At 62.2% G+C, this 13,883-nt stretch carries 17 protein-coding genes; 8 read left to right on the top strand and 9 right to left on the bottom strand.

The features are described 5' to 3' along the window. The first annotated feature begins 3 nt into the window (after window positions 1-3). On the top strand, window positions 4-855 hold the full coding sequence (locus ABRP30_RS22975) for a carbon-nitrogen hydrolase family protein (protein ID WP_267818519.1): 852 nt from the start codon (window positions 4-6) through the stop codon (window positions 853-855). Window positions 856-857: 2 nt separating this feature from the next. After that, the gene (gene tldD, locus ABRP30_RS22970; RefSeq protein ID WP_241804229.1) at window positions 858-2,297 is read left to right on the top strand and encodes a metalloprotease TldD; all 1,440 of its coding nucleotides are present in this window, start codon (window positions 858-860) and stop codon (window positions 2,295-2,297) included. Between the two features lie 41 nt (window positions 2,298-2,338). On the opposite strand, the gene yjgA is transcribed toward tldD, so the two are convergent. Further along, a complete protein-coding gene (yjgA, locus tag ABRP30_RS22965; protein ID WP_012316086.1) occupies window positions 2,339-2,860 on the bottom strand; it encodes a ribosome biogenesis factor YjgA in 522 nt (173 codons plus the stop codon). Between the two features lie 156 nt (window positions 2,861-3,016). Here yjgA and pmbA point away from each other — a divergent pair, with 156 nt between their 5' ends. From pmbA to ABRP30_RS22935, 6 genes are all read left to right on the top strand, one after another. Further along, a complete protein-coding gene (gene pmbA, locus ABRP30_RS22960; protein WP_349974801.1) occupies window positions 3,017-4,363 on the top strand; it encodes a metalloprotease PmbA in 1,347 nt (448 codons plus the stop codon). 128 nt (window positions 4,364-4,491) lie between these two features. Next, window positions 4,492-4,893 carry a FagA protein gene (locus ABRP30_RS22955; protein WP_267818515.1) on the top strand — a complete coding sequence of 134 codons (402 nt, stop codon included), beginning with the start codon at window positions 4,492-4,494 and terminating at the stop codon, window positions 4,891-4,893. Further along, on the top strand, window positions 4,886-6,262 hold the full coding sequence (locus ABRP30_RS22950) for a lyase family protein (protein ID WP_267818513.1): 1,377 nt from the start codon (window positions 4,886-4,888) through the stop codon (window positions 6,260-6,262). The genes ABRP30_RS22955 and ABRP30_RS22950 overlap by 8 nt, the downstream gene beginning before the upstream one ends. Before the next feature lie 27 nt (window positions 6,263-6,289). Continuing rightward, the gene (locus ABRP30_RS22945) at window positions 6,290-6,751 is read left to right on the top strand and encodes a hypothetical protein (RefSeq protein ID WP_267818511.1); all 462 of its coding nucleotides are present in this window, start codon (window positions 6,290-6,292) and stop codon (window positions 6,749-6,751) included. 1 nt (window position 6,752) lies between these two features. Then, on the top strand, window positions 6,753-7,364 hold the full coding sequence (locus ABRP30_RS22940; protein ID WP_267818509.1) for a superoxide dismutase: 612 nt from the start codon (window positions 6,753-6,755) through the stop codon (window positions 7,362-7,364). 11 nt (window positions 7,365-7,375) lie between these two features. Beyond that, complete coding sequence (locus tag ABRP30_RS22935) at window positions 7,376-8,269, top strand: ZIP family metal transporter (RefSeq protein ID WP_267824089.1); 894 nt, start codon at window positions 7,376-7,378, stop codon at window positions 8,267-8,269. A gap of 104 nt (window positions 8,270-8,373) precedes the next feature. Here the strand turns inward: ABRP30_RS22935 and ABRP30_RS22930 are convergent, their stop codons facing one another. The 8 genes from ABRP30_RS22930 to lptC all read right to left on the bottom strand — a co-directional run bounded on the left by ABRP30_RS22930 (window position 8,374) and on the right by lptC (window position 13,878). Then, window positions 8,374-8,646, bottom strand: a complete 273-nt coding sequence (locus ABRP30_RS22930; RefSeq protein ID WP_267818507.1) for an HPr family phosphocarrier protein — start codon at window positions 8,644-8,646, stop codon at window positions 8,374-8,376. A 20-nt stretch (window positions 8,647-8,666) separates the two neighbouring features. Continuing rightward, a complete protein-coding gene (gene rapZ / locus ABRP30_RS22925; protein WP_241804236.1) occupies window positions 8,667-9,521 on the bottom strand; it encodes an RNase adapter RapZ in 855 nt (284 codons plus the stop codon). A 2-nt stretch (window positions 9,522-9,523) separates the two neighbouring features. After that, window positions 9,524-10,003: a PTS IIA-like nitrogen regulatory protein PtsN gene (gene ptsN / locus ABRP30_RS22920; RefSeq protein WP_267818504.1), complete on the bottom strand. Its 480-nt coding sequence runs from the start codon at window positions 10,001-10,003 to the stop codon at window positions 9,524-9,526. 11 nt (window positions 10,004-10,014) lie between these two features. Beyond that, window positions 10,015-10,323: a ribosome hibernation-promoting factor, HPF/YfiA family gene (gene hpf, locus ABRP30_RS22915; RefSeq protein WP_241804237.1), complete on the bottom strand. Its 309-nt coding sequence runs from the start codon at window positions 10,321-10,323 to the stop codon at window positions 10,015-10,017. 79 nt (window positions 10,324-10,402) lie between these two features. Further along, a complete protein-coding gene (locus ABRP30_RS22910) occupies window positions 10,403-11,896 on the bottom strand; it encodes an RNA polymerase factor sigma-54 (RefSeq protein WP_349974800.1) in 1,494 nt (497 codons plus the stop codon). Window positions 11,897-12,068: 172 nt separating this feature from the next. Then, complete coding sequence (gene lptB, locus ABRP30_RS22905) at window positions 12,069-12,794, bottom strand: LPS export ABC transporter ATP-binding protein (protein ID WP_046784445.1); 726 nt, start codon at window positions 12,792-12,794, stop codon at window positions 12,069-12,071. After that, window positions 12,795-13,319 (bottom strand): lipopolysaccharide transport periplasmic protein LptA, encoded by a 525-nt coding sequence (lptA, locus tag ABRP30_RS22900; RefSeq protein WP_012316073.1) that lies wholly within the window; start codon window positions 13,317-13,319, stop codon window positions 12,795-12,797. Continuing rightward, window positions 13,306-13,878 carry an LPS export ABC transporter periplasmic protein LptC gene (gene lptC / locus ABRP30_RS22895; RefSeq protein WP_039604820.1) on the bottom strand — a complete coding sequence of 191 codons (573 nt, stop codon included), beginning with the start codon at window positions 13,876-13,878 and terminating at the stop codon, window positions 13,306-13,308. The genes lptA and lptC overlap by 14 nt, the downstream gene beginning before the upstream one ends. Window positions 13,879-13,883 lie beyond the last annotated feature (5 nt).

The raw sequence follows: 13,883 nt of genomic DNA, 5'->3' as shown, positions 1-13,883 counted from the left end.
CCGATGAAAGTAGCGGTCATCCAGATGGTCAGCCAGGACGATGTGTTGGCCAACTTGCAGCGTGCGGGTGCCTTGCTGGAACAGGCGGCATTCGGCGGCGCGAGGCTGGCGGTGCTGCCAGAAAATTTTGCCGCCATGGGGCGCAGGGATGCCGCTGCGATCGGCCGGGCCGAGGCTTTGGGTGAGGGGCCGATACTGCCCTGGTTGAAACGCACCGCCCGCGACCTCAGATTATGGATTGTTGCCGGCACCTTGCCGCTGCCACCTGCCGATCAGCCTGATGCCAAGGCGCATGCCTGCTCGCTTCTGGTCGATGAGCATGGCGAGGTGGTGGCGCGCTACGACAAGCTGCACCTGTTCGACGTGGACGTGGCCGATACCCGTGGCCGTTACCGTGAGTCCGACGACTACGCCCATGGCGCGCAAGTCGTGGTGGCCGACACGCCGGTAGGGCGCCTGGGTTTGAGCGTCTGCTACGACCTTCGTTTTCCGGAACTGTACAGCGCGCTGCGCAGTGCCGGCGCGCAACTGATTACGGCACCTGCGGCGTTCACGGCGGTCACAGGCGCGGCGCACTGGGAAGTGCTGATTCGTGCCCGGGCCATCGAAACACAGTGCTATGTGCTGGCCGCAGCCCAGGGCGGTACCCATCCAGGCCCACGGGAGACCCATGGGCACGCGGCGATCGTCGACCCCTGGGGGCGGATCGTCGCCGAACAGGCGCAAGGCGAAGCGGTATTGCTTGCCGAGCGCGACAGTGATGAACAAGCGTCCATTCGGGCGCGTATGCCGGTCGCTTTGCACCGGCGCTTTTTTTCGCAGGACGCCTTGCGGCCTGCGCACACCTCGGAGTGACTATGAGCCAGATGTTATCCACCGTCAGCGAGCAGCTCCTGGCCCCAGGCGGATTGACCCTGGACAGCCTGCAGGCTGTACTGGGCGAGTTGGCCGGGCCGGGCATCGACGCCGCCGACCTGTACTTCCAGGGCCAGATCTCGGAAACCTGGGCGCTGGAGGACGGCATTGTCAAAGAGGGCAGCTTCAACCTTGACCAAGGCGTGGGCGTGCGTGCCCAGTCGGGTGAGAAAACCGGTTTCGCCTACAGCAACGCGATCAACCTCGAGGCTCTGACTTCGGCAGCCCGGGCGGCGCGGTCGATTTCCCGCGCCGGGCAGAACGGCACCGTTCAGGCGTTCCGCAGCCAGGACGTGACGGCCCTGTATGCCCCGGATAACCCGCTGGACGTGCTGAGCCGTGCTGAAAAGGTCGAGCTGCTCAAACGTGTCGATGCCGCCACGCGGGCGCTCGACCCGCGTATCCAGCAGGTCAGCGTGAGCATGGCCGGGGTGTGGGAGCGCATTCTGATCGCTGCGGCCGACGGCAGCCTGGCCGCTGACGTGCGGCCGCTGGTGCGCTTCAACGTCAGTGTCATCGTCGAGCACAATGGTCGGCGTGAACGGGGCGGGCAGGGCGGCGGCGGGCGTACCGACTACCGCTTCTTCACCGAGGAACGGGTTATGGGTTATGCCCGTGAGGCGCTGCGCCAGGCCCTGGTGAACCTGGAGGCCATTCCTGCGCCAGCGGGCACCTTGCCGGTGGTGTTGGGTTCCGGCTGGTCGGGTGTGCTGTTGCACGAAGCGGTCGGCCACGGCCTGGAAGGCGATTTCAACCGTAAGGGCAGCTCGGCGTTCAGTGGCCGGATCGGCGAGAAGGTGGCTTCGAGCCTGTGCACTATCGTAGACGATGGCACCCTCGAGGGCCGTCGCGGCTCGCTGAGCGTCGACGACGAGGGCACGCCGACCGAATGCACGACGCTGATCGAGAACGGCGTGCTCAAGGGCTACATGCAAGACAAACTCAATGCACGCCTGATGGGGATGGCCGTGACCGGTAACGGCCGCCGCGAATCCTATGCCCACCTGCCGATGCCGCGCATGACCAACACCTACATGCGTGCCGGCGAAAGCGACCCACAGGAAATCATCGCTTCGGTGAAGAAAGGGATCTATTGCGCCAACCTGGGCGGTGGCCAGGTGGACATCACCAGCGGCAAGTTCGTGTTCTCGACCAGCGAAGCCTATCTGATCGAAGACGGCAAGATCACCGCACCGGTCAAAGGCGCGACACTGATCGGCAACGGGCCCGAGGCCATGAGCCGAGTGTCGATGGTCGGTAACGACCTTGCGTTGGACAGCGGCGTGGGGACGTGCGGCAAGGATGGGCAATCGGTGCCGGTAGGGGTAGGCCAGCCAACCTTGAAGCTGGACGCGATCACCGTCGGTGGTACCGGCGCGTGATGCATGCCCCGGGGCTGCAGGGCAGCCCCAGGTGGCGGGGATCAGCGCAGGCCGCGCTGCAGTTCGTCGAGGTCGCGGATGTATTTGAAGACCTTGCGCGCAGCGGCAGGCGGCTTGTTACGCGCCTTCTCGTGCTGGGCATGACGGATAAGCGAACGCAGCTGCTGACGGTCGGTGTCGGGGTATTCGTTGACGAAGCGTTCAAGGTCCTCGTCATTACCGTCGATCAGGCGGTCCCGCCAGCGCTCCAGGTTGTGGAAGCGTTCGTTGTACTGGCGGCTGGAGCTGTCGATCTGCTCGAGCACCGCGTGGATGGCGTCCAGGTCCTGGTCGCGCATCAGTTTGCCGACGAACGACATATGCCGTTTGCGTGCGCCATGAGCGGTGTGCTTGCAGGCTTCGGCCAAGGCTTTGCGCAGCTCATCGGTCAACGGCAGGCGCGCCAGGGTATCGGCCTTGACCGTAGTCAGGCGTTCGCCGAGTTCGACCAGCGCATGCAACTCGCGCTTGATCTGGGTTTTGCTTTTTTCGCCGTCGAAGGCGTCGTCGTATGAATCAACCATGGTGCGCAGTCCGCTTGAGTTGTATGAAAAGTCGCCGCGCAGGCACTTTTCGTAGAAGGCATAGAAATTGCCGCCATGATAACCACCCGGGGGCCGCTTGTCCGGCCCGGTCGTAGAATGACCCTCGCCGAATGCAGAATTTGAGTGGAGAAAAACATGAGTGCAGTCGAGAGCGTAGGCCCCAAGGACCTGCCAGCATTGCAGGAGCAGGTCGAAGCGATCATCGCCGAGGCGCGCCGGCAGGGTGCCAGCGCCTGTGAAGTGGCGGTATCGCTGGAGCAGGGCTTGTCCACCACGGTGCGCCAGCGTGAGGTCGAGACGGTAGAGTTCAACCGCGACCAGGGCTTTGGCATCACCCTCTATGTCGGCCAGCGCAAGGGCTCGGCCAGCACCTCGGCCAGTGGCCCTGAGGCCATTCGCGAAACCGTTGCCGCCGCCCTGGCCATTGCCAGGCACACCTCCGAAGACGATTGCTCGGGGCTGGCTGATGCGGCATTGATGGCGCGCGAGATTCCGGACCTGGACCTTTACCATGACTGGGATCTGGAGCCCGAGAAAGCCATCGAGATGGCCCTGGCCTGCGAGGCGGCGGCATTCGACGCTGATCCGCGCATTCTCAACGCCGATGGCACCACCCTCAATACCCACCAGGGCTGCCGTGTCTATGGCAACAGCCATGGCTTCATCGGCGGTTACGCATCGACCCGGCACAGCCTGAGCTGCGTGATGATCGCTGAAGGTGAAGGCCAGATGCAGCGTGATTACTGGTACGACGTCAACCGCCAGGGCCACCTGTTGGCCGACCCGCGCAGCATTGGCCAGCGCGCTGCACAGCGCGCAGCCAGCCGGCTCGGTGCGCGTCCGGTCAAGACATGCGAAGTGCCGGTGCTGTTCTCCGCCGAGCTGGCCGGTGGCCTGTTCGGCAGCTTTCTGTCGGCCATCTCGGGTGGCAACCTGTACCGCAAGTCGTCGTTCCTCGATGGTGCCCTTGGCCAGCGGCTGTTCCCCAGCTGGCTGACGCTGGATGAGCGCCCGCATATTCCGCGTGCCCTTGGCAGCGCGGCGTTCGACGGTGATGGCCTGGCGACCTATGCCAAGCCGTTCGTCGACAAAGGGGAGCTGGTGTCTTACCTGCTGGGTACCTATTCCGGTCGCAAGCTCGGCTTGCCAAGTACGGCCAACTCCGGGGGTGTGCACAACCTGTACGTCACCCATGGCATCGAAGACCAGGCGGCCCTGATCCGCCGCATGGGGCGCGGTTTGCTGGTGACCGAGCTGATGGGCCATGGCCTGAACATGGTCACAGGCGACTACTCGCGGGGTGCTGCAGGCTTCTGGGTCGAGAATGGCGAGATTCAGCATGCGGTGCAGGAAGTGACGATTGCCGGCAACATGAAGGACATGTTCCAGCAGATTGTCGCGATTGGCAGTGATCTTGAAACCCGCAGCAATATTCATACGGGCTCGGTGTTGATCGAGAGGATGACCGTTGCGGGTAGCTGAAACCCTGAAGCGCTGAGCGATAACCTCGAAACCCGGCCCTGCGCCGGGTTTTTTATTTGCTCAATCCGTGCTTGAAGTGATTACGTTTATCATTTAATAATGAATATCATTACCCAAGAGCTCCGGTGATGATGTTCATGAAACCCGTCCTGCGCGAATTGCCTTACCTGGAAAACTGGCGCTGGCTCAGCCGGCGCATCCGCTGCGCGCTCGAGCCCGACGAGCCGCGCCTGATCGAGCACTATCTGGCCGAAGGCCGCTACCTGGCGTGCTGCACGGACACCTCGCCATGGACCGTAGCGCTGACCTCGTTCCGCCTGCTGCTGGATACCGCCTGCGATCGCATGTTGCCATGGCATTGGCGTTGCCAGTGCCTGGATCAGGCCTGGCGCCCCCTGCTTGAGCTGCGCAAGCTCGACCGCCGCGAACAGAACCAGCGCTGGCAACCCTACGCCCTGCAACTGGCCAACTGCCGGTTGCTGCCGTCCATTTCCCCCGATGAACTGATGCAAGGATCTGATGATGAGTGATACCCGTATCGAGCGTGACAGCATGGGTGAATTGCAGGTGCCGGCCCAGGCCCTGTATGGCGCCCAGACCCAGCGCGCGGTCGACAACTTCCCGATCAGCGGCCAGCGTATGCCGGCCCAGTTCATTCGTGCCCTGCTGTTGGCCAAGGCGGCTGCCGCCAAGGCCAACATCGAGCTGGAGCAGATTTCTGCCGCCCAGGGCCAAGCCATCGTCAAGGCGGTCGAGCAACTGCTCGCCGAAGACTTCATCCAGCACTTCCCGGTGGACGTGTACCAGACCGGCTCCGGCACCAGCTCGAACATGAATGCCAACGAGGTGATCGCCACGCTGGCCAGCCGCCTGCTCGGTGAGCCGGTCAATGCCAACGACCATGTCAACTGCGGCCAGAGCAGCAACGACATCATCCCGACCACCATTCACGTCAGCGCTGCACTGGCGCTGCATGAGCAGTTGCTGCCCGCCCTGGCTCACCTGGTTCAGGTGATCGAGGCCAAGTCGGTGCAAGTGCATCAGTACGTGAAGACTGGCCGTACCCACCTGATGGATGCCATGCCGGTGCGCATGAGCCAGGTGCTCGATGGCTGGGCGGCCCAGATCAATGGCGCCAAGGCGCATATCGAAGCGACCCTGCCGTGCCTGCAGGCCCTGGCCCAGGGTGGCACTGCCGTGGGCACCGGGATCAACGCCCACCCGCAATTCGCCGTAGGCTTCGCTCGCCAGCTGAGCGGCCTCACCCAGGTCGAGTTCACCCCCGGCCAGAACCTGTTCGCCCTGATCGGCTCCCAGGACACCGCGGTGGCGCTGTCCGGCCAGCTCAAAACCACTGCCGTGGCACTGATGAAAATCGCCAACGACCTGCGCTGGATGAATTCCGGGCCGCTCGCAGGCCTCGGTGAGATCGAACTCCAAGCCCTGCAGCCTGGCTCCTCGATCATGCCGGGCAAGGTCAACCCGGTTATCCCGGAAGCCACCGCCATGGTCGCCGCCCAGGTGATCGGCAACGACGCGACCATCGCCATTGCCGGCCAGTCGGGCAACTTCGAACTCAACGTGATGCTGCCGGTGATAGCCCGCAACCTGCTGGAGAGCATCGAGCTGATGGCCAACGCCAGCCGCCTGCTGGCCGACCAGGCCATCGCCAGCTTCAAGGTCAATGAGGGCAAGCTCAAGGAAGCCCTGGCACGCAACCCGATCCTGGTCACCGCCCTGAACCCGATCATCGGCTACCTCAAGGCCGCCGAGATCGCCAAGACCGCGTACAAGCAGGGCCGGCCGATCATCGACGTGGCGCTGGAGCATACCGACCTGTCGCGCGATCAGCTCGAAGCGCTGCTGGACCCGGAAAAACTCACCGCTGGGGGCATCTGACCCGCGTCAGCGCCCAGGAGGCCTGTCATGCAGCACTGGAAACGAACCACCGAGGCCGCCAACCGGCTGTTCGACCAGGGCGAGCTGGTCGATGCCCGGGAACTGTACCTGCAAGCCCTGGCGCTGGCCCAGGTGCTGTTCGAGCGCTGGCATGACGTCGACGAAGCAGTGGCCGCTTTGGTCATTGCCCACCACAACCTGGCCGACCTGCACCTGCGCCTGAACCAGCCGCATGAGAGCGCCGACTACCTGTGCGCCATTCACCAGCGTCTGCTCCAGGCCAGCCAGGAAGCGCGCCTGCCGCAGGCGCTGCGTGATGCCGCGCTGCGCCACAGCGGGCGCACCTACACCCAATTGCTGAGCTTCATTGCCGAGTACGGGCAGTACCCGCGCGCCGAGCGCCTGCTCTATCGCCGTTCGCCCTTGGCCAGTGGACTGGCTGCCCAGACGGACCTGCCGCCCCCAACCCCCGCTTACGGAATCCATTGATATGTCTCATACCTTGCCTGCTTTGCCCTATGCCTACGATGCGCTGGAACCGCATATCGATACCCAGACCATGGAGATACACCACACCAAGCACCACCAGACTTACGTCAACGGCCTCAATGCTGCGGTCGAAGGTACCCAGTGGGCTGACTGGCCGGTTGAGAAGCTGGTTGCTGCGGTCAAACAGCTACCGGAAAACCTGCGAGGGGCGGTGACCAACCATGGCGGTGGTCACGCCAACCATTCGCTGTTCTGGAAAGTCATGTCGCCCAAGGGCGGCGGCCAGCCACAGGGCTTGGTGGCCAAGGCCATCGAGGCTGAGCTGGGTGGTTTCGAGGCGTTCAAGGAGGCCTTCACCAAAGCCGCGCTGACCCGCTTCGGCAGCGGCTGGGCCTGGCTCAGCGTGAATGGTGAACAGAAACTCGTGGTGGAGAGCAGCGGCAACCAGGACAGCCCGCTGATGCATGGCAACACACCGATCCTCGGCCTGGATGTGTGGGAGCATGCCTACTACTTGAAGTACCAGAACCGTCGCCCGGAATACATTGGGGCTTTCTACAACGTAATTGACTGGGCCGAAGTGGAACGTCGTTATATCGAAGCCAGCCAATGAGTCGGACCGGTATGCGTTCAGAGGTGATGTCTGTCAGTAGTGTGCGCCTGTTCCGGCTGGCACTGGGTACTGTGCTGCTCCTGGTTGGCACGGCCCTGCTGGTGGCCCGGGGCATCGCCTGGCTGGACCTGGATCCGCGCATGTTGCGCGCCCTCGAGGGCGGCGCAGTGTGCGCGCTGGGAACAGCGCTGGGCGCAGTGCCGGTGCTGGTGATTCGTAATATGCCGGTGGCCCTGGCCGATACCTTGTTGGGTTTCGGTGCCGGTGTGATGCTGGCGGCGACGGCGTTCTCGCTGATCATTCCTGGCCTGGATGCCGCTCAGTCCATCGGATTCAGCCCCTGGGGGGCGGGTGGCCTGGTCAGCTTCGGCCTGTTGTTCGGTGCGATGTGCCTGTTCGTCGTCGATCTGAAAGTGTCCGGTGCTTCGCCCGAGGCGTTGGTCGGCACCGGGAACCAACCGGTGATTGCAGCGCGGATCTGGCTGTTCGTGATCGCGATCATCGCTCACAACATCCCCGAAGGCATGGCCATCGGCGTGTCGGCCGGTGGCGGCATGACCGATGCTGACAGCCTCGCCATGGGCATTGCCTTGCAGGATGTTCCCGAAGGGTTGGTCATTGCGCTGGTGCTGGCGGGGGCGGGGATGCCTCGGTTCAAGGCGTTTCTGATCGGTGCGGCGTCGGGGTTGGTGGAACCACTGGCAGCGGTGGTCTGTGCCTGGCTGGTGAATGTCGCCGAGCTGCTGTTACCGTTGGGCCTGGCCTGTGCGGCCGGGGCCATGCTGCTGGTGGTGACCCAGGAAATCATCCCCGAGTCGCGCAGCAATGGGCATCACCGTTTGGCCAGCGTCGGCCTGTGCGTCGGTTTTTGCTTGATGATGGTGATGGACACGGCGATGTCTTGAATTGGCATCAACTGCTCTGTCACCGGTAAGCCGGCCCCCCGAATCGGCAGTCCACGATGAGGGCGTCGGCTTGCCAGCGATGAGGCCAGCCTGGAGTTAGCGGCTTATTCGCCTTCGTCGAAGTAGTTGTTGATCAGGGCTACCAGCGCTTCCAGCGCGTCGTCGTCCTGCTCGCCTTCAGTGTGCAGGTGCACCTGGGTGCCTTTGCCTGCCGCCAACATCATCACGGCCATGATGCTCTTGCCGTCCACCAGCTTGTCTGGTGCGCGGCCCACCCGCACCTGGCAGGGGAAGCGCCCGGCCACGCCGACGAACTTGGCGGCCGCCCGGGCATGCAGGCCCAGCTTGTTGATGATGGTGATTTCGCGGGCGGGCATCGTGGTGCTGATCCTGTGGGCTAGAGGTCGCGGTGGCGGACCTGGACGTTTTTCAGGGACTGTTGCAACAGTTGGCCGAGGCGCTCGGTGAGGTACACCGAGCGGTGGTGGCCGCCTGTGCAGCCAATGGCGATGGTGACATAGGCGCGGTTGCTGGCAGCGAAGCGGGGCAGCCACTTGAGCAGGTAGGTCGAGATGTCGGTAAACATCTCTTCGACATCCGGCTGCGCGGCAAGGTAATCGATAACCGGCTGATCCAGGCCGGAATGCTCACGCAGTTCGGGCTTCCAGTATGGGTTCGGCAGGCAGCGCACATCGAAAACCAGGTCTGCATCGACCGGCATGCCACGCTTGAAGCCGAACGATTCGACCAGGAATGCGGTGCCCGGCTCAGGCTGATTGAGCAGGCGCAACTTGATCGAGTCGCGCAGCTGGTAAAGGTTGAGGCTGGTGGTGTCGATCTTCAGGTCGGCAAGATCGGAGATTGGCCCCAGCAATTCGCTTTCAACGCGGATCGCTTCGGCCAGTGAGCGATCCGCATTCGTCAGCGGATGGCGCCGGCGTGTTTCGGAGAAGCGCTTGAGCAGCGTGTCCTCGTCGGCATCGAGAAACAGCACATCGCACTGGATATGCCGGCCACGCGCTTCGGCGAGCAATTCGGGGAAGCGTGACAGGTGGCTTGGCAGGTTGCGGGCATCGATGGACACTGCCACTTTCGGCTGCAGCAATTCTGTATGGATCAACGCGTTTTCCGCCAACTGCGGCAGCAAGCCGGCAGGGAGGTTATCGATACAGTAAAAGCCGTTGTCTTCCAGCACGTCGAGGGCGGTACTCTTGCCGGAGCCGGACCGGCCGCTGACGATGATCAGGCGCATGTTCAGTGCTCGTTCTGTGCGTCCAGGACTACCTGGTACAGGGCCTCGCTGCTGTTGGCGGCACGCAGGCGCTCGCGAACTTCCTTGCGATCCAGCATGCTGGCGATCTGGCGCAGCAGTTCCAGATGGGCGTCGGTGGCAGCCTCCGGCACCAGCAGGACGAACAGCAGGTCGACAGGCGCGCCATCGATGGCGTCATAGTCGATCGGAGCATCCAGGTGCAGCAGTGCGCTAACGGGCGAAGTGCAGCCTGCGAGGCGGCAGTGAGGTATGGCGATCCCATTGCCGAAGCCTGTGGAGCCGAGCTTTTCACGAGCGATCAGCTTTTCGAAGACGTCTTGCATCTCCAGCTCGGGCATCTTCAGCTCGGTTTTTTGATTGGCAATCAGGTTGGCGACTTTTTCCAAAGCGCGCTTCTTACTGCCACCCGACACGTTCACCAAGGAACGGTCGGGGGTCAGGATGGTTTCAAGTCGGATCATGGATGAGGGGATCAGCGGGCAGCTGCACCTTGCAGCAGACTTTGCTGTTTTTCCTTGTGTTTTTTCAGTTGGCGGTCGAGCTTGTCGGCCAAGGCATCGATCGCTGCATACATGTCTTCGTGTTCGGCGTTGGCAACCACTTCTGAGCCAGGAATCTGCAGGGTCGCTTCGACCTTCTGCTGCAGCTTCTCGACCTTCATGATGACCTGCACGTTAGTGATCTTGTCGAAGTGACTTTCCACCCGGGCGAGCTTTTCAAGCACGTAATCGCGCAGCGGCTGGGTGACTTCTACATGCTGTCCACTGATATTGACTTGCATACAGCTTCTCCTTTGTTGCCCGTGCATAAAGAGGCAGGTCTTGCACCTGCCCCACAAACGCTGTGGCATATCTCAGGCGCTACATCAGTCGCTTGCGCTCACTCGACGGTGCGATGCCGAGGGACTCGCGGTACTTGGCGACGGTGCGACGGGCTACCTGGATGCCTTGTGCCTCCAGTAAACCAGCGATCTTGCTGTCACTCAATGGCTTTTTCTGATTTTCCGCCGCAACCAGTTTCTTGATGATCGCGCGGATTGCCGTGGACGAGCATTCTCCGCCTTCGGAGGTGCTGACGTGGCTGGAGAAAAAGTATTTCAGTTCGTAGATGCCGCGTGGGGTGTGCATGAACTTCTGGGTGGTCACCCGCGAGATGGTCGACTCGTGCATGCCCACGGCTTCGGCGATGTCATGCAACACCAACGGTTTCATGGCCTCGTCACCGTGGTCGAGGAAGCCGCGCTGATGCTCGACGATCTGCGTGGCGACTTTCATCAGCGTTTCGTTGCGGCTTTGCAGGCTCTTGATGAACCAGCGTGCTTCCTGCAACTGATTGCGCATGAAGGTGTTGTCGGCGCTGGTGTCGGCCCGGCGGACGAAGCCGGCGTATTGCGGATTGACCCGCAGGCGCGGGATCGCTTCCTGGTTCAGCTCGACCAGCCAGCGATCACTGTCCTTGCGGACGATTACATCGGGCACCACGTATTCCGGCTCACTGGACTCGATTTGCGAACCTGGGCGCGGGTTGAGGCTCTGAACCAGCTCGATCACCTGGCGCAGTTCGTCTTCCTTGAGCTTCATGCGGCGCATCAGCTGGCTGTAGTCGCGCCCGCCCAACAGGTCGATGAACTCGCTGACCAGGCGTTTGGCCTCGGCCATCCACGGTGTGTTGGCCGGGAGTTGGCGCAGTTGCAGCAACAGGCACTCGCCCAGGTTGCGTGCGCCGACACCTGCTGGCTCGAACTGCTGGATACGGTGCAGTACCGCTTCGACTTCGTCCAGTTCGATGTCCAGCTCCGGATCGAAACCGGCGCAGATCTCTTCGATCGTGTCTTCCAGGTAACCCTGGCCGTTGATGCTGTCGATAAGGGTGACGGCGATCAGGCGGTCGGTATCGGACATCGGTGCCAGGTTCAGTTGCCACAGCAGGTGGCTTTGCAGGCTTTCGCCGGCGGATGTGCGCGTGGTGAAGTCCCACTCGTCGTCATCGTTGCTCGGCAGGCTGCTCGCGCTGGTCTGGTAGATGTCTTCCCAGGCCGTATCGACCGGAAGCTCGTTGGGGATGCGCTCGTTCCACTCACCGTCCTCCAGGTTCTCGGCACTGGCGGTGCTTTCCTGAAAGCTGTTGTCCTGGGCTTCGGCGGCCGGTTTGCTCTCGGCGTTATCCGCCATCGGGTCGCTGTTGTCGAAGTCTTCGCCGTCTTCCTGGCGTTCGAGCATCGGATTGGACTCCAGCGCTTCCTGGATTTCCTGCTGAAGGTCCAGGGTAGAGAGCTGGAGTAGGCGGATGGCCTGTTGCAACTGCGGGGTCATCGTCAGTTGCTGGCCCATTTTTAGGACGAGCGATGGTTTCATGGCAGGGGCTAATACCTTGTTCGCCGGCGCGCATGCGCCATCCACTACACGAGGGCGCCGGAGCGCCAATTTCAAGCAAGTTTTATGCCTTAAATTGTAGCGTTTGCCTAGAGTACTGTAACAACTTAAGCCCATTCAAGGCGCTAAATCAGTGCTCCAGGCGCGTCCTGAATCAGAGCCGGAACTCGTGACCCAGGTAAACTTCCTTGACCAGTTCGTTGGCCAGGATGGTCTGCGCGTCGCCCTCGGCGATCAGTTGCCCGTCGTTGACGATGTAGGCGGTTTCACAGATATCCAGGGTTTCACGCACGTTGTGGTCGGTGATCAGTACACCGATACCCTTGGCCTTGAGGTGGTGGATGATCTGCTTGATGTCACCGACCGAAATCGGGTCGACGCCAGCGAAGGGTTCGTCCAGCAGGATGAACTTGGGGGCTGTCGCCAGGGCGCGTGCGATCTCGACACGGCGACGCTCGCCGCCGGAAAGGCTCATGCCGAGGTTGTCGCGGATGTGGCTGATGTGGAACTCCTGCAGCAGACTCTCCAGCTCCTTGCGACGACCCTCGCGGTCGAGTTCCTTGCGGGTCTCGAGGATGGCCATGATGTTGTCGGCCACCGACAGCTTGCGGAAGATCGAGGCTTCCTGCGGCAGGTAGCCGATGCCGGCGCGTGCACGGCCATGCATGGGCTGGTGGCTGACATCCAGGTTGTCGATGAGGACGCGCCCCTGGTCGGCCTGTACCAGGCCGACGATCATGTAGAAGCAGGTGGTCTTGCCGGCGCCGTTGGGGCCGAGCAGGCCGACGATCTGGCCGCTGTCGATCGACAGGCTGACGTCACGCACGACTTGACGCCCTTTGTAGCTCTTGGCCAGGTGCTGGGCTTTGAGGGTTGCCATTTACTCGGCCTTCTTCTTCGGCTGGATCACCATGTCGATGCGCTGACGTGGCTGGGTCACGTTGCCGCCGCGACCGGCGGTCGCAACCTGGGACTTGGTGTTGTAGACGATCTTTTCGCCTTCGGTGGTGTTGCCTTCGTTTTCGACCTTGGCGCGGTCGGTGAGGATCACTGTGTCCTTCTGCGCCTGATACTGGATGGTCACAGCCCAGCCTTTCATCTTGTCAGGCTTTGCAGCGCTCTGTTGCTGCTCGAAATAAGCCAGGTTGCCCACCGAAGTGACCACGTCGATGTCACCGTTGGCGGCGCGAGTCATGGTCACGGTATTGCCTTTGATCATCATCGAGCCCTGAGTGATGATCACGTCACCGGTGTAGGTGGCTACGCCTTGCTTGTCGTCCAGGTGCGCGTTGTCGGCCTGGATGCGGATAGGCTGGTCACGGTCGGTCGGCAGGGCGAAGGCGCTCGCGCTTCCCAGTGCTGCGCTCAGGCTGAGCAAAAGGGGGAGGGTTTTAACGAGCCTCATACTGTCCTCTTACGTTAGAGAGCAGGTCCATCCTGCCTTCTTTCAAATACGCTTTCATTCCTTTGCCCGTAGTTGTGCCACCGGCGCCGTCGATTCTAACGGCTTGCTCGGTCTGCGCATATTGCTTCTGCGGGAACACGGTCATGCGTGAGCTGGTAATGATGGTTTCACGCTGCTTCTCATCGGTGCGGGCCACGCGCACCTTGTCGATCAGCTCGACCTCGGTGCCGTCCGGGTTGACCTCGGCGCGCACGCTCTGGATGTGCCAGGGGTATTCGGTGCCCCGGTACATGTGCAGGTCGGGCGTGGTCACCAGTGTGACCTCGGTGGCCTTGAGGTGTTCGACCTTGTCGGCGGTCATTTCGTACTGCAGCTTGCCATCTGGCAAGAACTGTACGCTGTGGGCGTTGATCGCATAATAGTCGATCGCGCTTTCGTCGACCTGAGCTACCGGCTTGTCGAGGAAGCTCTCGGGGCTGACATTCCAGTAGCCTATTGCCGCCAGCAGGGCGGCGATCACCGCGAGCAGCGCAATATTGCGGGCTTTCTTGCTGAACATGGGCA

It is taken from the genome of Pseudomonas sp. WHRI 8519 (assembly GCF_040224055.2).
GTDB lineage: Bacteria > Pseudomonadota > Gammaproteobacteria > Pseudomonadales > Pseudomonadaceae > Aquipseudomonas > Aquipseudomonas putida_X.
This window is presented reverse-complemented; position numbering and strand designations above follow the sequence as displayed.